Below are 20,135 nucleotides of genomic sequence, written 5' to 3' on the forward strand. Positions count from 1 at the left end.
TCTCACGCGTTACTCACCCGTCCGCCACTAAGTCCCGAAGGACTCCGTTCGACTTGCATGTGTTAAGCAGACCGCCAGCGTTCATCCTGAGCCAGGATCAAACTCTCCATGTTAAGAGTCTGTTTTCGGCTCCCAAACAGCACGCGACTGTTTGGCTTCCTGTTATCTCATGTCTTAAGTCTTGCTCAAGACTAATTTTTACTAACGAGGTTTGGTGTTTAACTTGGCTTTCAAACTATTTGGTTTTCCAGGTCCGTGGTGTCTCGGGGTGACCGCAACACTTACTCAGTATAACCAGACAATGTGCATTTTGTGGTCAAGGCAACCGTACAAATTAGCGGTACTTGTACTACTGCTGCTAGACGGTTCGCTGTCAGGTGGCGTAGTGCGTTTCCCCTTAGCACTCCCTCACTCTAGCGAACCTAGAGCGATTGTGTGCGCCTGAAACTGTACTAGTCGATCTCGAAGTTCTATGACCGGCTGAAGGATGGTTATTTGACCAGCCTGAACGTTGTCGGCTTGATTGCCCTAAAACATACTAAGAACATCTGTTATGTAACCTGCATGTTGAGGTGGAAGGGCAAAATTCGACACCTCGCTCTGCGCCGCGTTACGGGTTAAGTCTGGGTGAGTAGGCGGCATTTACTATGCTCTGAGAGGGAAGTAACTATAAAGCAGAAGCTTTCGTCTCCCTTGTAACCGGTGCCGTCAGTCGGTAAGCATAAACATAAACGATAGGTCTGCCTTCAGTCAGAGTTAGGACAGAGAGTGTGTGATTACGCTTGAGTCTACTTCGTTCTTCTAACGCTGCTTCTGCTGGGTCCGATAGGGGCTTTTTCTTTGCCTGGAGCAAGAGTCGTAGGCTGGTCAGTGTCCAGCGGCTAGGGTGCTAAGTGCATGAAAAAGTCTTTCATATGAACCGAGACACAGCTCTGCTCTCTTTCCCTCAGTGCAGCCTCCATGTTACCAATGCGCCTTATCGAAGCAAAGCTGCCATGAAGTGCAATGAGGCTGAAACTATGACCGGGTAATGGGTTGTTTCAGCCTCTGACTTCGGTCTCATTGCCTCTGGTAACAGCTTCGCTTCAATGAGACCAGCCAGAGCCAGAGCAAGCTCCGAGGCGATCACTTTAGTTAGTTGCACCCCGGAGCAGCAGTGCAATTGCGCCGGCGGTTTGGTTAGCTGCGGGTGGTCGCAGAAGGGCCGCTTTAAGGTCAACGGCTTACTGCTTTGCTCAAACTCAGCCCGGCTAAGGCTTCTAGGTCATCTGGCACCTTTTTGCCTTAATGTCGGCTCAAGCCCATCGCGAACACCACCAATTATGCGACTTGAGCAAGCGGCAAGACGAGCCGCACCACTGTTTGCTGACCAGGGATACTTTCAAGCACAAAGACTCCCCCCTGTAACTCAACCAAACGTTTCACAATCACCAGGCCTAAGCCAAAGCCCTGCTGGTCAGACAGTTTTCGTTCAAACTGCATATAGGCTCCCATACTAGCAATTTGCTCGGTGGTCATACCCCTACCGTTATCAACGATATGTAGTGCAAAAGTTTCATCCTTAACAAGACTCACAATCCGAATCAGCGTACCGGGCTGCGAAAATTTGATGGCATTATCCAGCAGTTCCTCAACAATCTTTTTCAGTCTAATTTCCGAAATTTGGACGGCGGCATCTTCCAGTTCTAGCTCTAAATCAGCTTCCCTATCAGCTCGCTGCATCTTCTGAAGCGCCAGTTCTGTAATCACTGCTCTAGCAGAGTAAATCTGCTTGGTGCGAGCAGATTTGGCCCGTTCTGGTGCTTCTTTTTCAGCCAGCTCTAACTGGGCATAAAGCAGAAAATTTTGCACAAGCCGATACAAACTTTGTGAGGATTGATGAATGTTTTCTGCAATCTCTACAATCTCATCCTGCTCCATGAGAGCGGATGCATCCATAAGCAAGCGGGAAGAAGCGGTAATCGCATTCAAAGGACCGGTTAACTCTTGTGGGAGTGCCAGGGTAATGCTACTCCGCAATTCACTCAATTTTTGCTGCAGCTTTTGGTCTAGGGTGGCTTGTTTCTGCATGCGAGTCGTAACTGCCTTCAGCAGATCCGATCGTGTAAATGGCTTAGATAAATAGTCATCTGCACCCAACCCCATGCCTTCTCGGAAGTCGTCTTGCCCTACTTTTGCCGTCAAAAAGATCAAAGGAATTGCTGCGGTTGCTGGATTCTGGCGTAATTCTGTCAACACCCCATAACCATCAAGCTCAGGCATCATGACATCACAAATGATTAGTTCTGGCGACATTTCTTGTGCTAGCTGCACCCCCACCCGACCATTTTCTGCCCCAATGGCATAAAATGTTTCTTCTTCCAGAATGTCGAGGATAATTTCTCGCACATCTTGCTCATCTTCAATCACTAGCACTTTTCGCATTGGTTCTATCCTACTTTCAGGCTAGTTATGATGGGTTGGCAAGGTCACAGTAAAGGTTGTACCTTTACCGACTGTACTGGTGACTGTAATACTACCACCGTGCGAATCAACGGCTCGTTTAACAATTGATAGCCCCAGCCCAGTACCAGAAATGTTACCGACATTAGTCGCTCGGTAGAACGAAGCAAAAAGTTTTTTTAGATCGGGAGCGGGAATGCCAATACCAGCATCTTGAATTTGAAAAATAGCTGTATCGGCTGCATAAGACAAAGTAAACGTCACTTCGCCACCTTCCGGCGAATACTTGAGCGCATTTGATAGGAGGTTAATCAGAATATGCTGTAAGAGCTTCTCGTCCATCACGGCTTCCTGGGAAGGGTAATTTGCCAAAAAGTTAATTTGGTGCTTACTCCCTGCAGTCAGTTGTAAATCTTCAACCAAATGACGACAAAACTTTTCTAAGTCAAGGGGGGTTGCCTGAAACTCTACTTTCTTAGCATCGGAACGACCAAGGAACAAGACATCTTGCAGTAGCCGATTTAAGTAATCAACAGCAGTTTGAATGCGCCGAAAGTACGCTTGCTTCTTTTCGTCAGTCCATTTATGACCGTAATGCTCCAATGATTCTGCTGCAGCCAGAATCGTTGTTAAAGGTGTGCGAAATTCATGGGATGCGGTGTTAATAAAAAGAGATTTCAGGTCATTTAATTCTTTTTCTTTTGTGAGTGCCTTACGCATTTCTCGCTCTGCTTGCTTACGCTCGGTGATATTGCGAGTGACACCCCGGTAGCCTTGCAACTTACCCTGTACATCAAGTATGGGCGAGCCACTACTTTCGCAGTCAATCAAGCGACCGTCTTTATGAATGAGTTGATTTTCTAGAGAGGAGAATGGCTCTTGTTGAGTCATAAAGTAATGCATCACCGTGTTGTGACGCTTCGCCTCATCAGCAGCCATATAGTTTTCTAGGGTTTTGCCGATGACTTCCTTGGGCTCATAGCCTAAAATTTGGCTGACTTTGGGGCTGACGTAGATAAAAGAAGAGTTCAGATCACTTTCCCAAACCCAGTCATTGATTTGTTCAACGAGGTTGCGGAATCGCTCCTTAGTCTGTCGCAAGGCCTCTTCTGTCCGCTTTCGTATCTCTGTAATTCGACCTAAGACAGTGAGATTATTCCGCAGTTCAAGTTGTTTAACAACCAAACGCCCTAGAATTTGCAGTGCTTTAATTTGATCGTCACTTAGTTCTCGGGGTTGTAAATCGATCACACACAGTGATCCCACTGCATGACCATTAGAGGTGATCAAAGGTGAACCAGCATAGAACCGTACGTGCGGTTCAGCTGCAACGAGCGGATGATTGGCAAAGCGCTGATCAGCAAGAAGATCAGGCACTACAAGGACGTCTGATTGCAAAATCGTGTGAGAGCAGAATGCGATGTCTCGTGTGGTTTCTACCAGTTCTACGCCTACTTTTGCCTTGAACCACTGGCGTTTTTCATCAATTAAACCAATTAGCGAAATCGGCGTACCGCAAATATAAGCGGCTAGATGAGAAAGGTTATCAAAATCTGGCTCGGGTGCCGTATCAAGAATTTTATAAGCGTAAAGCTCATGGAGCCTTTCTAATTCCTTGTCTGGCAATGGGGCTGTCATAAGCACTCAACTTGAATTGGCACGCCTACTGAACTGCTAGAGCCGCCGCACAACTCTAGCAGTAGCGCCTTGGCTTCGTTTGCGCTACGGACACCAAAGGGTCGTTAAGGCTGGAAGGCTCAGACATGCAAGCTTGCAGCAGTCTCAAACGAAGCCCGAGCCGGTCACTGGCTTGGTGCCGCTAACAGACCCTCTACAAGTTCAAAACGCGCTGGCACCCTGATGACTATAGCGGTTGAAAGGCTTGCACAGCAACCGTTGTGCTCGAAAGCACCAGCGCGAGTGTGGCGAGGAGACTCAGGAGAAGACTTGGCTTTGCCTGGTGTTTACCTGGGTTGCTGGAGGATTCTGTGTGACCGTCTTGGGGCTTATAGACAGCCTCCACCGCCAAGCTAAAGGACAGTGGACGTGAGCTGGGCATTAGGGTGTGATTGGCTAAGCACTTTCTCAGAAAACGTGATTCCAGCTAAAGCGTCTTGAGTTTTGGCTAGTTGCGGGTTCTGCAAACGCGTAAGTAGCTTAAAAAGTAGAACTGCCACTATGTAAGGTTTCCAAGGATTGTGCCGGTTTTGAGCGAGTGCAGCAGAAGCAATAGAGACAGAGCTGGCTCGGTCAACTTTGATGGGCTGATACAAGCAAGCGATGATGGGGTTATTTGCACAACCCCCGTAAGCCTAAAAATGGCGAAAAAGTCAGTCCCAATCAACCAGCGGAAAGTCAGCCACAAAGGTCAAGCATATTGCTGGAACGGGTGATTGAAGCGAACGTGTCACCAGGGTAATTAGAACTAAACCGAAGCCTGAAGCAGCCTGAATTTGTTGACCAGTAAAAGCAAATGGGAGAATACGGCAAAACTTATAGTACGGAATGATTACTTCCAATTCCTTACCCTGTATCAGTTCCAGCCTAATTGCACTTCATGGCAGCTGCGCTTCAATCACCCCGGCAAGACTGAAACTCTTGACTAATAAAAGTTTGGACTACTTTTGGACAGTGTACTAATCAAAAATCAGTAGTACACAGCTTCTTTTGATACGGTTTCAACGGCTGAAAGCTCCCTTCTCTCATACCACTTCTGCATATTGCCGCAGCAGTGCCGATGCTAAGTCTTTCTTCAGTAGATTCTCTGTAGCTCAATCTGGATAGGATTTTCCAGCCCCTCTTGCACTTTTTTGGCTATATGTCGGCTCAACTCTACATAGACATAGTAAAGGGCTTAGCCGAGCCTAAACTTGACTACCTTACTACTGACCAGTTTTTGCAACACAGCTAGCTGAACAGCTTGAGGCATGGCTAAAGCAAGTATGGCAAAATAATATTCCTGCTTTTGTAAGTTTTGCTACTGGTTTGCAAGCGAGAATTTCTGATGTTGTCTTTTCTGTGGTTACCTGAGTAGAGCTAAGCAAGAGTGAAGTTTACTTACTCATAGGAATCACTGATGCAAACAAAAGCTTGACAGTAAAGACCTCTGTTTTCTATGTGTTCATTGTTTATCCAACTACGGTAAAACCACTTGCAGTAGTTAGGCAGATTCGTTGTGCTTTTTAACACATAAAATATCTTTTGGGGTTAAACAACAGTTGATGCTGTACCTCGCCAGACGAGTTTCTCTAAAGCCTAGTAGCGGTTTTGACCAAGAAAAGGGAAAGGTAAATTAAAAGTCTTCTGTGAAGCTGCTGGGTAAAAGACCGTAAGAATACGGATGAATCAATCTTAATAAGACTCTGCAATGAGGCTTTAAAGATTTACATCATCAGAATAACTAATCGACTAAACTTTCTTGTTGAAGTTCAAGAGGCAAATTCTTAATATGTCTATTAAGATTAAGTTCAGTGGTTGTTGATAGGTTTGAGCGACTGTAAAAGTTGTTAAAACGATAAGAAGCTTAAGTAGAAAATGGCATCAATATAAGGTAGCTTGAACAAATTTTCACAAGTTGCAAACTTGAGCATAGCTCTAGGAATTTGTCTAATGATGATGAGAGATCTGCATTATATTGCAAGAAATTGAAGTCAGATTACTAGGTTAGTGAACCTTAATCGTGTCGAAGTTTTTTACAACCTTAAATTGCCATAGACAAGTATGAAAAAATTTGCCAGCTCAAGTTAAGCTGGCAAAGACGTTCACTCAATGATCAGATGACTAAAGTGATTTTAATTGCAGATGATGAACCGCAGCTACGTCTGTTAGTAAGGATTACTTTGGAAGATGATGACTATGCTATTTATGAAGCAGAAGATGGTCAACAAGCCCTAGAACTAGCAGAGAAAGTAAGTCCAGATCTGTTTTTATTAGATAACATGATGCCCGGATACAGCGGCATTGAAGTTTGTCAGCGACTTCGTATGAATCCTAAATTCATTCATCATCCAATCATTATGCTGACTGCAAAATCACAACAGCATGACATTGCTGCAGGTAAAACAGCCGGTGTAGACCACTATTTAATCAAACCATTTAGTCCTTTGGAACTGATGCATTTAGTAGAGGAAGTGCTTTCATGAATACTGGCCGCCTTGAGAAGGATAGGTTTCTTCCTGAAGCCAACACTGATGTACAACAGCAGTTAGATGCCGCTAATTCTCAGCTAGCAATTTATGCCCGTGATCTGAAGCGTCTTGCTATGGCCGAAAGCGAGAAGTCTCAGAAGTTGCTTCTTGCTAACCAACAATTACAAGCGTTTGCCAAAGATTTGAAGCTAGCTGTAGTAGCAGAAAAGCAAAAAACGGCGGAGTTAGAGGTTGCTTATTGTGAACTTATCTTCCGACTCACTCGTGCCTCGAAGTATAAAGATGAGGAAACTGGTGCTCATATTCAACGTCTCAGTCACTATGCTAAAGCAATGGCTTTGCATTTAGGTTGGAGCGAAGTGGAAGCCGAAATGCTCTTCCAAGCGGCGCCCATGCACGATGTTGGCAAAATTGCCGTCCCTGATGCCATTCTGCTCAAACAGGGGGCACTCTCCACCGAGGAATGGGAAACGATGAAGCAACACCCAAAGTTTGGAGCAAGTTTGCTAGAAGGATTAGATTCACCTTTAGCACAGATGAGCCGAGATATTGCGCTGACTCATCACGAGCGTTGGAATGGCACAGGTTACCCAAATGGATTGAGGGAAGAAGAGATTCCTGTAGTTGGTCGTATCATCATCCTCGCCGATCAATATGATGCTCTGCGTAGCCAACGTCCCTATAAACCTGGATTTGAACACGATAAAACTTGTGACATTCTCCTCAATGGCGATGGACGGACCCAGCCTGAACATTTTGATCCGCAAATCATAGAGGCATTTCGCGCTATCCATCCCAAATTCGCTGCGATTTATGAGCGTATTTCGGATGACGAGTTGTGCACTGCTTGAGGTCGCTTTGTTCATTAGCCTCATTTTTGGGGTAAAGACTCTAACCATTTCTCTACCAATTTGAACTTTAACTGGGTGCAAAGCTTCATTGCTGGATCGAAGCATGGCACTTCTTCTACCAGCTTTATGTAAGGTTGGAGCTCATCATTGCAATGATGCCTATATCAGTGATGCAACGTTCATCGAAGCTGTGGTCCAATTTGTCTTTACGCTCTAAGGGCGCGATCGTCACGGCAATTCCAGTCATCTGCTTAGTCACCTCGCTGACTACTTTTGCTTTGCTGCAACGTCACCTTGATCAAGCGGAGCAATGGGTAAAACACACTCAGGAAGTGCGCTTGAATGCAGAACAGGCGCTCCGACGCTTAGTAGAGGCTGAAACCGGTGTACGCGGTTATGACTTGACTCATAAAGAAGAATATTTACAGCCTTACACGCAGGCACAGTTTTTAATTCCTGGCACTTTAGCTGATCTCGCTCAGTTAGTGAGTGATAACCCTAAGCAGAAAGATCGTCTCAAACAGATTCAAGTTCTGGTTGAACAGCAGCTGGTGCTGATGCAAAACGACTTAGAACTCATTCAAGCTGCTAAGGGCAAAGCGCGGAATGTAGCTAAATTAACGCCGCTCCTGGATCAAAGAAAAGCAGGAATGAATGTCATTCGGCAACGTGTGGATGAGTTTACTCAGGTAGAAGATCAACTATTACGGGAACGTAGCCAAAGGCTACAGAACAAAAGGAGCATCACGATCGCAGTGCTTTGGGTCGCAAGCTTGATTGGCGTAGCGGGTGGGTTTGCCGCTCATTCTCTTTACAGTGTGGGCATTGTCCGACGTATTCGTCAATTGCAAGATAATGCTCACAAAATGGCGCAGGGGGAACCTTTGACCGCTTTGATTCTTGGACAAGATGAAGTGAGTCAGCTGGACCAGGTGCTGCACACTACCGCTGAGAAAATTGCTGAACGGCAAGCCCAACTGCATGAAGCCAATGTTTTGCTGGCGGCAGCCGCTCGTAAGGAAAAGGCACTGATTGATAATTCACGCGATGTGATTTGCTCAATCAACGCAGAGGGCAAGTTTGTGGATCTTAGTCCTGCCTGCCTACTGCTGTGGGGTTACAGTGCCGAAGAGCTGGTCGGTCGCCCTTACCTTGACTTCGTTGTACCCGAAGACGTTCAGAAGACGATTGCAGTTGCCATTGACGTGATGGCTGGTCATGTCGTCTCAGGCTTTGAGAACCGCTATCAACGTAAAGATGGGTCGTGGATCGATCTTCTATGGTCTGCAAGTTGGTCAGACTCTGAACAATTAATGTTCTGTGTAGCACGAGATATGACTGAGCGGAAGGAAGTCGAACGATTGAAAAATGACTTTATTTCTACAGTAAATCACGAATTACGCACGCCTTTAACAAGCTTACGTGGCTTTACCGAACTGCTACTCCACAAACAATCTTCACCAGAAAAACAGCGCCAATATCTGACCATCATTTCTAATGAAACTATACGCCTCACCAATCTCATTACTAACTTTCTCGATATTCAACGTATTGAATCAGGACAGCAGACCTACTATTTTGAGCCTGTAGATCTTGCATCGTTGCTGCATGAAAGCATTTCGCTGTTTGCCCCTAACCATCACGAGCATGCTTTTAACGTTGTAGTACCTGACTTACTGTCACCTGTTAAGGCAGATGCTGATTGCATTCGTCAAGTTCTTGCTAATTTGATGTCCAATGCCATCAAATACTCTCCTGCAGGAGGAACAATCACAATTTCTGCTCATGAAGAGGAAACGGCTATTCGTGTTTGTGTCGCCGACCAAGGACTTGGGATGACGCCAGAGGCAAGGGCGAAACTCTTCACCAAGTTTTACCGCGTTGACAGTACGGCGACTCGCAAGATTGGTGGAACAGGGCTAGGATTAACCTTAGTCAAGTCCATTGTTGAAGCTCATAATGGCAACATTACCGTTGAAAGTGAGCCTGAGAAAGGTAGTACTTTTTCTTTCACTTTGCCTAAAGTGCTAGAGCCGGTGCCCTTGGTGTTTCAAGAGCCAGTCTTTGCAACAACCATTGATGTCTTGCTTGTGGAAGATCATGAAAACTTTGCCAAACTCCTTCAAGATCAGTTTGAGTCAGCAGGTTTCAATGTCGTCTCCACTGCCTTTGCTGAGCAGGCTCTACAGTTGCTGGAGCAGCGCTCTCCTCGCTTGATTGTGCTAGACATTCATCTAGCAGGCAAGTTAGACGGTTGGGACTTCTTGATTGCGCTACGAAGTAGAAGTAATCCTAAATTGCTGTCTACCCCAGTTTTAATCATCACCCTTTCATCGGAGCCAAACATCAGGGGGCTTGCTTTTAGAGGAGCAGACTACCTACCTAAATCAGTTGTAGCTGAGAGACTACTACAAACTGTAGAATATCATTTGCCTCAGCTCGCAGGAAAAACTGTGTTGGTTGCTGATGATGATGCCGCTTTTCGTCAGCAGGTCATTGAAATTATCAAGTTAGAAAAAGACGTGCGTTGCCTAGAAGCTGTGAACGGTAGAGAAGCATTAGAGTGTATCCATCAACAAATGCCCGATCTACTCATTCTTGATCTATTAATGCCCGAAACCGATGGTTTTGAAGTATTGAAGCAACTGAGAATGAATAAAAATGCCTTTGACTTACCTGTCATTGTCGTCACGGGTGCTACTTTAGCGGCTGAAGAGAAGAAGTATCTCAAGAACAGGATGGGAATTTTAGTTAATAAGCAGAAAGCCACGCTCGAGGCCTTGACCCAACTTGTCGAACAAACCCTTGGTAGCCTGAGGTAAGAGTGAAGAAAGTTGTTTTTGTCGATGACGATTACCAGTTGCAGCAACTGGTGTCTGCAACGCTAAGTGACACTTATAAAGTTGTTGGAGTGCAGGATGCGGATGAATTTCAGAAGAAATTTACTGCTTTACAGCCTGACCTAGTGATTCTTGATGTTGCTTTGAAACGGTTGGAACCATATGCTGGTTTCAGATTATTAGAGTGGCTGAAAACAAATTGCTCTCATGTTTCCATCATTTGCTTTAGTGGTTTTCCAAATCGAGACGATATGAAAAGAGCTCAAGCCTTGGGAGCGGATTGGTGCATCCGCAAACCCTGTTCGATGTCTGAGCTAAAAGCGGTTGTTGAAGCAGTGGTTCGGTAATTGCAAACCTTAAAACATGGCTCTCCTACATACAAGGGATAAAGGTTCTAACCGTTATGCGGCGTGGGATACAGCGACGCACCTTTGTCCAATTTCACCCGCTTACATCTATTAGGCGTTCCCGTAGCAATCGGACCAAAACCAATGTGAAGCCTGAAAGCACCGCTGAGCTCAGTTTACGCTGTTTAACATCTCAGTTCAATCAAAGTAAGAAATCGAACCACTGATAACCTTACTCAATTGCTTGATTCGGCTCGGTCCGTTGCGGGTGGCAGCAGCGGCCCCAATACAGAGCCTCACTGCGACAGATGCTCTGTAACTCAATCTGGATAAGGCTTTTCAGTCTATCTTGCACTTTTTTATCCTAGCCGCGTCCCAGTTTGCATCTTTGCCGACTTCAAGCATTTTCGGCAAGGTTAAAAGCGTTAACGTCTAGCATCACCTGCACCCACATTCAATGATCACGAACGGGTTCATGGAGAGGTGTCGGGTCTATGTCGGGGTTAGACCGCACTCGACGCGAGCGCGACTCCTCGTAATAAATGAGTGGTCGCCCCGCGACAATGGCACGTCCTGTCCGCCTCATGCCCAACTTCTCAAGCACGCGCACGGAGGTAACATTCGGCTCATCCACATCCGCCTTCACCAGTGGCACGGCAAGACTTGCTAAGGCGTAACGCAACACCGCACCAGCAGCCTCTGTCGCGTAGCCTTTGCCCCAGAAGCCAGGCTGAACACCATAGATAAGGCTAGGGGCTTCCCCTTCTGAGCGCAAGCAACCAGCAAAGCCAATCAGACATCGACCTTCGCGCGCGAAGGCGAGCCAGAGTCCGTACCCACATCGTTCAAAGTTCACGAGACTGGCCTCGATCAACGAGCACGCGTCAGCCCGCGAGATGATCCGGTCATCGAACAGGAAGTGCCGCACGCGAGCGTCAGTCCAAAGACCATAAGCAAGTTCAATGTCCTCCATCCGACAAGGTCGAAGTCGTAAGCGAGTGGTTTCCAGTTCACATTTCATCGTGATCAGGTAGCGGGCTAGCGGCTTTCGTTTCACTGGACGGCGATCATGTTTGCGTGATGACCAAGGGCGTAAATCCTGTCCCGAGTGCCAGCCCTTCTAGATCTATCAGACTGGGTATTGACCGTATTCCCGTGCTCAGATTCACATTCATAATTTTGGTCAGCGCTTCAGGCTTGCGTGGAGGCGTCGCTTTAGATGAGCGTCGCGGCTTTAAAGGTGAACCAACTAGGATGCTCTCCTTGGACTTTTTGGAATTTATTAAAGGCACACTTGAAAGCCATGCATGGTCTGATAGTAAACACCGGGTCGGAGACCTATTCGTGCAATTTAGTATCATCCTACGTTTTTATCTAATTTTAAGAGGCTCAAATCCGCACTCCTTCGTTCTGGAAGTACCACTCAAGGCTGGAAAGTAGCTCTAAACAGGTGAATCCTGAACCCCCCTTCTAGAGAACCTTTGAAGCTTATCGTGATACCAAATTGCATGAATGGATCTCCGACCCGCACAAGGGCTGGAACAATCGAGCCGAGCACTCCCATCAACCGACACGAGTGCGAGCACGACGCAGGCGGCGAGGCAAAGCCCCAAGGCAAGCGTTGCGCTTGCCTTGGGGCTTTTAGACTCATGCGAGATCACTTCCACCCGAAACAACACCCACTGACCGCACGACGCTAGCGCCAAGAACGGCACCAACGCTTTCAAGCTTGGCGAGCAGTCGCTGGGCTAAAAGCGGCTGCGTCAATCGAGCGCACCTGACGCTTGAGGGCTTGTTGTGTTTAATTTTGCCTATCGCCGGTTAAGTTGACAATACCCTTTAGACTTCGGAGCTAGCCTCTACTTGCTGCTAGCAATGCCTTTGTCTCTGACTCGCCTGCCCGTTTTAGCTGACGCGTGAGTCGCAAAGACAGCAAACTTAAGATGCCAAGATGACCCAGGAAGGCAGTGAAGGCGATCGTCAGTGGGACACCTTGCTGAAACACTCTAAAGGCACCGATGGAGAACAGCCACGCTAGCGGTATTTCAGAGGAGGAAAACTGCAAGACAGTAAGCGCGACTGGCGGCAGAACCACCACAGCGGCAACCGTGCCTGCTGCCCAGACTGCCCGTTTCGGCGACTTCATAAACATCATTAGCTGAGCAATCGCAGCACAAATAAGTGTGAACGTACTGCCCAGAATAATCGTTACTAACCCTTGCAGCGGGGAACTGTTAGGACGGCTCCAACTAAGCACCCAAGGAGTGACAACAATGGCTGTGATCAGTAGGTTAAGCGTGATCGCCACCAGCGCTGGACTCTTCTCACTCCACAGCAGGTCTTTGACAATCGAGCGGCTCCAAAACTGTCTGGCGCTGGTCACTCGCTCCCGCCGATACCGTGCCCAGTCGATTAGCATCTGCCGCTGCGGGGTAAGCGCTGCAACCAGCACCATGAACCATAGCAAATTGCAAAAGCCCAGCCAGATTAAATAATTAAAAGGGCGATGGTAGTTTGTAAGATCCCGGAAGACAAACCCAAGCAGCCAAACTTCTAAGCAAAGCGTCAGGCCGTAACTCTGTCTTTTGCTTAACAGCGTCAGATCAGGATGACGGAAGCGACGGTTGACTGCTTGCCACAACCCGTAAGTGCCCGCTCCCAACGTCAGCAATGCAAAGGCAAGCGCAGCGGTACGGCTGCCGTTAATTAAGAAGTAAAACCATTGCAGGCGCAGAGTCGGATTTGACCAAGAAGATTCCCACGATGCCCAAGAGTGCCACAGTTGGAAGAAGAGTGTATAGCTCATCCAAATCACCACTGCTCCTGCCCAACCCTGCACGCCACCCAGCAGCGCATACAGCAAGGCGGCAGTGTAGCAAAAGGCGCATACAGCCATCGTTAAAAGATAGAAACTGAGAACATCGCTAATCGGCACTCCCGCCGCGATCGCTACTAACCCATGTAATGGCAACGCCAACAGCACTGCTAAATAAGGTACAGCGGGTACGCCCAAAAGCTTACCAAGCAGGATCTTCTGGCTAGTTTGTGGGCTTAAGCGAATGAAATTCAGCGTGCCTCGGCGCTCTTCCTTCCCTAAGTCACCAATGAGCAAATACACCCCTGCAACCAGCAGCACAAACGGCAAGATCCAGGAGATTGCCTGAAACACATCGAACCACCAGCGTTGCCAATTCACTATGGGATTACCCAGCGAATCGTAAAGACACTTAAAAGGAGAGCTCTCTCCACCTGTGCAGTAGGGGTCGAGGATGTGGTCATACGGTCTGAACGGTCTCGGCAGTACGCTCCAAAAATACAGCAGCACGAAGAGCTGAGTTATAAGTGACCCCTGAACAGTCAGAAGAACATTACGGTGCTTCAAGCGTCCTTTGAGTTCCCGGAAGACCTGGGGATTCCAATCGCTGAATTTATGTAGCCAGTTAAGTGTCATACAGATGAATGCTCCAGGTTAAAAGGCGATGACGGTCTAGAAAGCACGACGGCTGTCTTTAGAGGAATAATGCTATCTGGGCTGTCGGTAGAGAAAACTGTTTATGAAATGGGCTTCATACCATTGAAACTGTCAATGTGCTGGGGGGATGCTTTAGAGAGTCCGTTACTGATGCGAGTATGCCCCCTTCAATCAAACGGTTACGTGTTCAATGACGTAGCGGTGGCAGGTGAAAGCGCTGAATGCAACCTCGCCACAAGCCAAACGACCCTACGGCTAACATGACCAACAGAAAGCTGAAGAAAGAACTTGGCTTGAAGGACGCGATTAACACTGTGTCATAGACATTTGCTGGTAAACCTAAGTACCTTGCGTAGAAGCTAAACAGCCAGAGCAAAAAGTAGATGATGCAGGGAATCGGTAAGACGTAAAGGGCTTGCGCTTGGGCTCCCCAACCTAAGGCATGAAACGTTGCAAAAGTATAGACAAAGCTACAAGAAGTGGCTGCAAGTGCGTATACGTTAGCGATCGTCAGCAGGGACAGCCCTGCATTAACAGCCGCCCAAAAATGAAGCGGGACGGCAAGCGCGATCGCTGCGTACAACAAGATTGGCACACCCAACAGCTTACCGAGCAAAATGCTTTGAGCAGACTCTGGGCTTAAGCGCACAAAGGCTAGAGTGCCTCGCCGTTCCTCCTTGGCAATATCCCCCACCAATAGGTAGCTGCCCAAGAACAACAGCAGCAGTAGTGCAAGCCAGGTCGTCGTATTGAAAATGTCGAACCACCAAAGGCGCCACATCATTGGACTCGCGCTCGTTTCAGCAGAAGCTGCGCCAAGACGCCGCCAGTGGTAGCCCACAATCAGAAGCTGAGTCACTAGTGATAGAGCCAGCGTTACCAGCACATGACGCCGTGTGACACGTCCTTTGATTTCCCGCAGGAGTTGGGGATTGCGATCGCTCAGTTGCGTCAGCCAGTGAGTCAGCATTGAGGTCAAGGATTAAAAGACAAAGAAGAACGTTTCGAGCTGAGATTGAATGTTCTATTGACTTCTGACTGCTAAAGCCACTGTTACGACATTTGCTGATGCCCCATTTTGAGAAAGATACTTTCCAGGCTTTCTTGCGTACGGTGAAAATCAGTGAGCGGAATGCCGGCGGTAATGAGCGATCGCAGTAGAGCAGCCGATGCCTGCACGTCACCCGAAAAGTGAACACAAAGGCTCTGAGCCTCTGCCAACACTTCGATGCCTTCAACTTGTGGACAGTTGGTTAACTCTGCCTTCAGTGCGCCCAGATTCGTTCAAACTGCTTGGTTAGCCCACGGGTAGAGATCGCAAGTTGTTGGGGCATGAGAGAGAGGGGTAAGGAGTGAGGAGAGACGGAGAGGCTGGAAGGTCATGACTGACTGCTAGCTGCTGCCTGCCACCGTGCTCAAAGTTACTCGCTAGCCTAGCTTCTCCCTACACGCTTTGGCAGTAGCATTTCAGAAACTGAAACGAAAACGTCAAGGAATACTTCTTTAAGCCATAGCTGGGTGCCGCGAAACGAAGGAGTAGTCATGATCAGGCGTTCAACTTGGTATCGTGCCGAGATAAGTGTAAAAGTTTATCATATGGGTTCTAAAACCCTACACAGAAGAGCTTTCAGCGTTTGGCTCAAAGCAAGGCTAATTTTGTTGGTTAGTTGCACCCCGGAGCAACGGTGCCACGAAGGAATCGGACTTGCAGGCGCTGCAAAGGGGCAAAAAGACCGCTGTACTACTCCTTTTTGAGCCAAAAAAGTCCAATCTTAGTCCAAAGCCACTAGTACACTCCTTAAAAGCGGTTCGCTACGACCGCTCACAGCCCCTCTTTTACGTGGCGATCGCGGTCAGCTCCCGGTGCATCATTATCTCTTGGTCGAGACAGCCTAACAGCCACAGACGATCGCCGCGCGGCGGATTCAGCACCCTTTTCAACGCCCTGCCCTGGCACCACTTGCCAGCAGGCAAGTTATATAATTGCCTCTGGTAGCAGCTTCGCTTCAAGAGTACCGCCATGGAATCACCAAACAGACCCAACAACGCTGATCCGCTGCTGTTTCGCTACGTCGCCACGGCTGAAGAGAGCAACCAACCATCGATTACCGTGGTGCTCAGTGTTCAGGGTGCACTCATCGGCGGGCAGATCATTAGCGCGGCGCTTTATGCTGAGGCGCTGAAACCTGGCGCTGACGTCAAAGACGCTGCCACGGTGTTTGCGCTGCTGCAGCAAGACATCCTCGCTGAAAGGGGACGGTACATTCACCTGCAAAACCCCTGGATTGTTTCGGTTGCGGGTCAGATTCCCTTTAATCCTGGGTCCGTCTGGCGGTGCCGGTTAGATGCGGTTGATGGCTTCTTCTTCGGACCGGTTCGGTAGAGACCGGTTGAGCCTTCTAGGGCGCACACTGGCACCAGTGCTTAGGCAGACGATCACCTGGGGTGTGCGTTGCGATCCGTCAAGGGTGTGTAAGCCTAAAACCCAGAAATTTCCGTTAGCCCAAATCCAGCCCTGCCACGATCGCATCCCGGTCGATCACCTGCCTAGTGCTGTGGAAGGTGTAGTGCTCATGCAGATGGATGGGCGGGAAACGAGTCCTGCAACGGCTGTCTGATCTGGGTGCGAAAGGATTGTGAAGCCTTACCGGAAGCCGCTGAAACGATAATTTATCCCGCCATGATTCGGCTCATGGTCAGGCGCTTGGCGTAATTTGCTACACACCTCCCCCTTTTTAAACAGCCTCTTAGAGGCTATGGTATGCTGCCGTACTAATCAACTGACAATGAGCACCAACTAACTGATGGCATTATTTGACCTATTAAGCAGCTAGGTAGTTTTTTAATATACAGCTTTCCATTGTTGCTCATTGCTAAAATCCACATTAGAAGAGTATCGATTAAATGCAGGAAATGTTTTTATAAGATGGTCAAATAGCGTTGTTTCTATCTCCGTCAAGTCTGCTTCAAAAAAATCTTCATCATCCCTTCTTTCGGCAGCAGGAGTATAAAGACGGAATCTAAAATTATCGCGCATCAAGTCCCGTCCAGCATCGGTAGCTGCTGTCGCATATAGCCTATTTACCTTCCTAGATTCGCGTATACAATCTATGTAATTAGCAAGACATAAAAGAATACAAGTATTCGTAACCATACCTCCATTTTCCCCAACAATTACACTGATATAGAGATAATCCTCTTGCTCTTGTGGACGTTCTTTCCACGAGATAATACTGGAAGCCTTTAACTCTCTTTCAAGCGTACTGCCTCTAGAAAAGCTGCTAAAAATATTTAAATTAGGAAACAGGATAATAAAAAAACCAACGATTCTTCCGTTCTTATTTAGCATTTTTCTGAAGGAATTAGGGTCTCGAGTGTGCCACGATTCCAAAAGCTTTGTGGAAAGATGATCCTGAGCATTGAAGTATTTTCTTCCCATAGCTTGCAATATAGGAATTTCCTCTCTCGTGACTTTATGCAATTCGTATCTATATTCTCCAGACAAGTCACCGAATAGTTTAGGCTGCCTGGCCGAGTACAAGGGGCTGCCAATTGAGATGTAAATTTTGGCAACTAAGCTAGGAGCCTGATTGTAAAACAAGATGATCAGATGAGAGCGCTTAGACTCAGGATCGGCATCTTTAAGAAACTCTTTGTAATTTCTATAAATCTCCTTGAGGTGTGCTGTTACACAAGCAATAGAGTCCTTTCTATCATGAAATAGTTCGTGTGCAATTTGTTTAACTGAATAACCAACCAAAATTCGATCTAGAACGTCTCGCCTCAAATTTGGGAGACGTTCATATACAGCTGTAATGTCGTCTTGCAAATTTGTCATAGAGCCTGAATTGGGAACCAATAAATTTTGGTATAAAGAACTACACTTTGGCAATTTTGAGATGATTAACAATCTCCTTTCCCTGAGAATTTTTGCTCATTTTTTCTTTTAATCTAACCACACCTAGAGAGCGAGGTTTGCATATAAAGAAGTTACATCTCTCAAGAGGAATGGAGACATGCCCTTAGGTCAATCAACGATTGCAGCAATTGTAGGTGGAGAACTGGCTAGTTTGGCTATAGATCTCTATGAGGAAAGCACAGGCAAGCAAGTTTCTAGGACAACAAAACGACTTATTAAGGCAGGAACAGCTTTGGTCACAGGAGAGGCAACTGCCGCATTGACGATCGATGCCCCTGGAGCAGTTGGCACCCTGGCAGTATCCGGCACATATATGGTGACTGATGCTAGTTTGGCAAGCCAATTAGTTGGAGAAATCGGAGCTTCTGATGATTGGTCTAGTTCTCAAACAACTTGATGACAATCATTTGGGTCTTCTGATAATTTCGCTTTTCTATAAACGCCTCGTAAGGAAAAATACCATGTTGCCAATCACGCTGAAAAGAGCGTCTACCGTTTGCTTAAGCCCTGACTTGAGGGATCACATTCAGTTTGCGACAAAAGAACGAAATGACACGAAACCTCAATGGCATGAAGTTGTTTGCAGGTACGGACCTTGCTGGAACTGCTCCTGCCCAGGGTTTCAAGGGGTCGGTGGGGATGGCTATGCTTGCACAAGATGTCCCCACACCTGGAATGATCACGGCCCTGGTTAATTGAGCGCTCGTCCCTGCATTCCCTTCTTCCTACTGGAAAAAGGGAATGCAGGGACGATTCAATACCACTTTTCTAAAGGGCGATTCAGATTCAGCATGAGTCCAGAAGGTTGTTATTCAGAGAGACAAAACTTTTATGTTTGCTGAAACTAATGCAGAGGGCCTTACCACAAGCGCTAAACCAGGGCTCTGGAATCAAGGTTCATGCTGGTTGACATCGGTCTCGCTGGCAGGTTTGAGCGCTGAGTCTTGCCGGTCGCTACTACTAGTTGAGGTAGGCTAGGACTCGCGTGTGAAGTGTTTGAGCCAGCCTCTACAACTAAACCACAGCGAGCTGCTACCCATGCCCAGTAAACACAAGGCTAAGGGGTAAACGAACCCACGGTTATCCTGCTTCAGTTTCAGAGACGGCATGGCAGCGTCTTGCACAAACGTATTGACCTGGTTTGCAGCGTCTTGTGTCGAACTAAAACCACGATTGATCGGAAAGGAGAAGCGTCCATCTGCTGTATGCAGCACCAACTGACCAAACCGACCATGGTGTTGCACGTCGGCTTTCTCTAACCGCTCTAAGGGCAACGGTATGGCAGTTTCCTGAGACAAACTGGAGACCACGAGTTTGCATCGCCCAAAGGCTTGACGGCGATCGCATTCGAGGGTTGTCAATTGGGGCTGGCACAGAAGCATAAGGCCACAAACCATGAGCACCACTTCCATGAGGGTAAGTCCCAATAAGCTTTGGTGCGCGGCGGTAAGACCCTGAAATTCAAAGGAGGTCGCTTTCCGTTGCAAGTTTCTCGTCATGTTCCCAGAACATCCCTATGTGTTTTCGCTCAAGCCGCCGCCAGCGCAGTGCCTTTAGCTCGGTTAGCTACAGCTGAGTACGACCGTGTTCCAGGTTTGCCGGCTCAGCCCTAGTTACTTTTGGGCTGAGTTTGAGCAGCGGAAAAAGGGGGTGAGCCGACATAGGGGTGTAATCAGGATAGCTGCAATTTAGTGCCACCAACTTTTGAAACCTTTATCCACTGGAACTTCCAGAATCCACTCTTCCATCAAGAATCCTTCCTAAGAGATCACGTAGAAACAGGCGTTTCAAGCGCTCGTGGCACTGAATTACACGCATCCTGATTACACCCCTTTTATGCCTCTTTGCGGCTGCGGCTCACTGCAGATCCAACAGCGAACTCAGTAAACGCAGGAAAGACTCAAGGGAGCGGAGGAGTTCCCCTTATCAGTGTTGCTCTCAATCGCTCACACCTTGCACTTGACTTTGCAGTTCAAACAACAAGAGTTCCCAATCACCCTTAGGGTAGTGCTACACAAGTAATGATGCGTTGTAGTGATGGATGAAATACCAAAGGGCACCAATATGATTCTCTACGGATTTTGAAAATGACAAGGTTTTGCGAACCAGTCGAGAC

17 protein-coding genes, 1 rRNA gene and 2 pseudogenes are annotated in these 20,135 nt (G+C 47.5%); 8 read left to right on the forward strand and 12 right to left on the reverse strand.

What is annotated here, in order from left to right; genetic code table 11:
• The 4 genes from H6F76_RS15575 to H6F76_RS15590 form a co-directional block, all read right to left on the reverse strand.
• Positions 1 to 113: ribosomal RNA gene (locus H6F76_RS15575) — 16S ribosomal RNA — on the reverse strand; the annotation flags it as partial.
• A gap of 1,207 nt (positions 114 to 1,320) precedes the next feature.
• Positions 1,321 to 2,424 (reverse strand): response regulator, encoded by a 1,104-nt coding sequence (locus tag H6F76_RS15580; protein ID WP_190509564.1) that lies wholly within the window; start codon positions 2,422 to 2,424, stop codon positions 1,321 to 1,323.
• A gap of 21 nt (positions 2,425 to 2,445) precedes the next feature.
• A complete protein-coding gene (locus H6F76_RS15585) occupies positions 2,446 to 4,080 on the reverse strand; it encodes an ATP-binding protein (protein WP_190509565.1) in 1,635 nt (544 codons plus the stop codon).
• A gap of 226 nt (positions 4,081 to 4,306) precedes the next feature.
• Positions 4,307 to 4,501, reverse strand: a complete 195-nt coding sequence (locus tag H6F76_RS15590) for a hypothetical protein (protein WP_190509567.1) — start codon at positions 4,499 to 4,501, stop codon at positions 4,307 to 4,309.
• 1,717 nt (positions 4,502 to 6,218) lie between these two features.
• Here H6F76_RS15590 and H6F76_RS15595 point away from each other — a divergent pair.
• The 4 genes from H6F76_RS15595 (at position 6,219) to H6F76_RS15610 (ending at position 10,628) form a co-directional block, all read left to right on the forward strand.
• Positions 6,219 to 6,584: a response regulator gene (locus tag H6F76_RS15595; protein WP_190509568.1), complete on the forward strand. Its 366-nt coding sequence runs from the start codon at positions 6,219 to 6,221 to the stop codon at positions 6,582 to 6,584.
• Positions 6,581 to 7,441 carry an HD domain-containing phosphohydrolase gene (locus tag H6F76_RS15600; protein WP_190509570.1) on the forward strand — a complete coding sequence of 287 codons (861 nt, stop codon included), beginning with the start codon at positions 6,581 to 6,583 and terminating at the stop codon, positions 7,439 to 7,441. The genes H6F76_RS15595 and H6F76_RS15600 overlap by 4 nt, the downstream gene beginning before the upstream one ends.
• A gap of 200 nt (positions 7,442 to 7,641) precedes the next feature.
• Positions 7,642 to 10,263, forward strand: a complete 2,622-nt coding sequence (locus H6F76_RS15605; RefSeq protein ID WP_190509572.1) for a response regulator — start codon at positions 7,642 to 7,644, stop codon at positions 10,261 to 10,263.
• 2 nt (positions 10,264 to 10,265) lie between these two features.
• Positions 10,266 to 10,628 (forward strand): response regulator, encoded by a 363-nt coding sequence (locus H6F76_RS15610; RefSeq protein ID WP_190509574.1) that lies wholly within the window; start codon positions 10,266 to 10,268, stop codon positions 10,626 to 10,628.
• A gap of 454 nt (positions 10,629 to 11,082) precedes the next feature.
• Here the strand turns inward: H6F76_RS15610 and H6F76_RS15615 are convergent, their stop codons facing one another.
• Positions 11,083 to 11,649 (reverse strand): GNAT family N-acetyltransferase, encoded by a 567-nt coding sequence (locus tag H6F76_RS15615; RefSeq protein ID WP_190509576.1) that lies wholly within the window; start codon positions 11,647 to 11,649, stop codon positions 11,083 to 11,085.
• 507 nt (positions 11,650 to 12,156) lie between these two features.
• Here H6F76_RS15615 and H6F76_RS30550 point away from each other — a divergent pair.
• Positions 12,157 to 12,255 (forward strand): annotated as a pseudogene (locus tag H6F76_RS30550) (IS6 family transposase); the annotation flags it as partial.
• Positions 12,256 to 12,480: 225 nt separating this feature from the next.
• Here H6F76_RS30550 and H6F76_RS15620 read toward each other — a convergent pair.
• The 4 genes from H6F76_RS15620 to H6F76_RS15635 all read right to left on the reverse strand — a co-directional run bounded on the left by H6F76_RS15620 (position 12,481) and on the right by H6F76_RS15635 (position 16,122).
• Positions 12,481 to 14,079, reverse strand: a complete 1,599-nt coding sequence (locus tag H6F76_RS15620) for a hypothetical protein (protein ID WP_190509577.1) — start codon at positions 14,077 to 14,079, stop codon at positions 12,481 to 12,483.
• Between the two features lie 208 nt (positions 14,080 to 14,287).
• Positions 14,288 to 15,070: a hypothetical protein gene (locus H6F76_RS15625; protein ID WP_190509579.1), complete on the reverse strand. Its 783-nt coding sequence runs from the start codon at positions 15,068 to 15,070 to the stop codon at positions 14,288 to 14,290.
• An 83-nt stretch (positions 15,071 to 15,153) separates the two neighbouring features.
• Positions 15,154 to 15,324 carry a hypothetical protein gene (locus H6F76_RS15630; RefSeq protein WP_206754388.1) on the reverse strand — a complete coding sequence of 57 codons (171 nt, stop codon included), beginning with the start codon at positions 15,322 to 15,324 and terminating at the stop codon, positions 15,154 to 15,156.
• A gap of 612 nt (positions 15,325 to 15,936) precedes the next feature.
• Complete coding sequence (locus tag H6F76_RS15635; protein WP_190509583.1) at positions 15,937 to 16,122, reverse strand: hypothetical protein; 186 nt, start codon at positions 16,120 to 16,122, stop codon at positions 15,937 to 15,939.
• On the opposite strand from H6F76_RS15635, the gene H6F76_RS15640 reads away from it, so the two are divergent.
• Positions 16,121 to 16,483 (forward strand): hypothetical protein, encoded by a 363-nt coding sequence (locus H6F76_RS15640; protein ID WP_190509585.1) that lies wholly within the window; start codon positions 16,121 to 16,123, stop codon positions 16,481 to 16,483. The genes H6F76_RS15635 and H6F76_RS15640 overlap by 2 nt on opposite strands.
• A gap of 7 nt (positions 16,484 to 16,490) precedes the next feature.
• On the forward strand, positions 16,491 to 16,718 hold the full coding sequence (locus tag H6F76_RS15645; RefSeq protein WP_190509587.1) for a hypothetical protein: 228 nt from the start codon (positions 16,491 to 16,493) through the stop codon (positions 16,716 to 16,718).
• 224 nt (positions 16,719 to 16,942) lie between these two features.
• On the opposite strand, the gene H6F76_RS15650 is transcribed toward H6F76_RS15645, so the two are convergent.
• On the reverse strand, positions 16,943 to 17,938 hold the full coding sequence (locus H6F76_RS15650; RefSeq protein WP_190509589.1) for a hypothetical protein: 996 nt from the start codon (positions 17,936 to 17,938) through the stop codon (positions 16,943 to 16,945).
• A gap of 178 nt (positions 17,939 to 18,116) precedes the next feature.
• Between H6F76_RS15650 and H6F76_RS15655 the strand changes: the two genes are divergently transcribed.
• Positions 18,117 to 18,416: a hypothetical protein gene (locus H6F76_RS15655; protein ID WP_190509591.1), complete on the forward strand. Its 300-nt coding sequence runs from the start codon at positions 18,117 to 18,119 to the stop codon at positions 18,414 to 18,416.
• A 577-nt stretch (positions 18,417 to 18,993) separates the two neighbouring features.
• Here H6F76_RS15655 and H6F76_RS15660 read toward each other — a convergent pair.
• Both H6F76_RS15660 and H6F76_RS15665 read right to left on the reverse strand, forming a co-directional pair.
• Entirely contained in the window at positions 18,994 to 19,518 is a 525-nt protein-coding gene (locus H6F76_RS15660; RefSeq protein WP_190509593.1) for a hypothetical protein, read from the reverse strand.
• A gap of 511 nt (positions 19,519 to 20,029) precedes the next feature.
• Positions 20,030 to 20,135, reverse strand: a pseudogene (locus tag H6F76_RS15665) (IS1 family transposase); the annotation flags it as partial.

Source organism: Leptolyngbya sp. FACHB-321 (genome assembly GCF_014695975.1).
Taxonomy (GTDB): Bacteria; Cyanobacteriota; Cyanobacteriia; order Leptolyngbyales; family Leptolyngbyaceae; genus Stenomitos.

What these genes read in the sequence shown, in the direction of transcription:
- H6F76_RS15580 (WP_190509564.1), bottom strand. Translation starts at nt 2,424, where the DNA reads ATGCGAAAAGTGCTAGTGATTGAAGATGAGCAAGATGTGCGAGAAATT.
- H6F76_RS15585 (WP_190509565.1), bottom strand. Translation starts at nt 4,080, where the DNA reads ATGACAGCCCCATTGCCAGACAAGGAATTAGAAAGGCTCCATGAGCTT.
- H6F76_RS15590 (WP_190509567.1), bottom strand. Translation starts at nt 4,501, where the DNA reads ATGCCCAGCTCACGTCCACTGTCCTTTAGCTTGGCGGTGGAGGCTGTC.
- H6F76_RS15595 (WP_190509568.1), top strand. Translation starts at nt 6,219, where the DNA reads ATGACTAAAGTGATTTTAATTGCAGATGATGAACCGCAGCTACGTCTG.
- H6F76_RS15600 (WP_190509570.1), top strand. Translation starts at nt 6,581, where the DNA reads ATGAATACTGGCCGCCTTGAGAAGGATAGGTTTCTTCCTGAAGCCAAC.
- H6F76_RS15615 (WP_190509576.1), bottom strand. Translation starts at nt 11,649, where the DNA reads ATGAAATGTGAACTGGAAACCACTCGCTTACGACTTCGACCTTGTCGG.
- H6F76_RS15620 (WP_190509577.1), bottom strand. Translation starts at nt 14,079, where the DNA reads ATGACACTTAACTGGCTACATAAATTCAGCGATTGGAATCCCCAGGTC.
- H6F76_RS15625 (WP_190509579.1), bottom strand. Translation starts at nt 15,070, where the DNA reads ATGCTGACTCACTGGCTGACGCAACTGAGCGATCGCAATCCCCAACTC.
- H6F76_RS15640 (WP_190509585.1), top strand. Translation starts at nt 16,121, where the DNA reads ATGGAATCACCAAACAGACCCAACAACGCTGATCCGCTGCTGTTTCGC.
- H6F76_RS15635 (WP_190509583.1), bottom strand. Translation starts at nt 16,122, where the DNA reads ATGGCGGTACTCTTGAAGCGAAGCTGCTACCAGAGGCAATTATATAAC.
- H6F76_RS15650 (WP_190509589.1), bottom strand. Translation starts at nt 17,938, where the DNA reads ATGACAAATTTGCAAGACGACATTACAGCTGTATATGAACGTCTCCCA.
- H6F76_RS15655 (WP_190509591.1), top strand. Translation starts at nt 18,117, where the DNA reads ATGCCCTTAGGTCAATCAACGATTGCAGCAATTGTAGGTGGAGAACTG.
- H6F76_RS15660 (WP_190509593.1), bottom strand. Translation starts at nt 19,518, where the DNA reads ATGACGAGAAACTTGCAACGGAAAGCGACCTCCTTTGAATTTCAGGGT.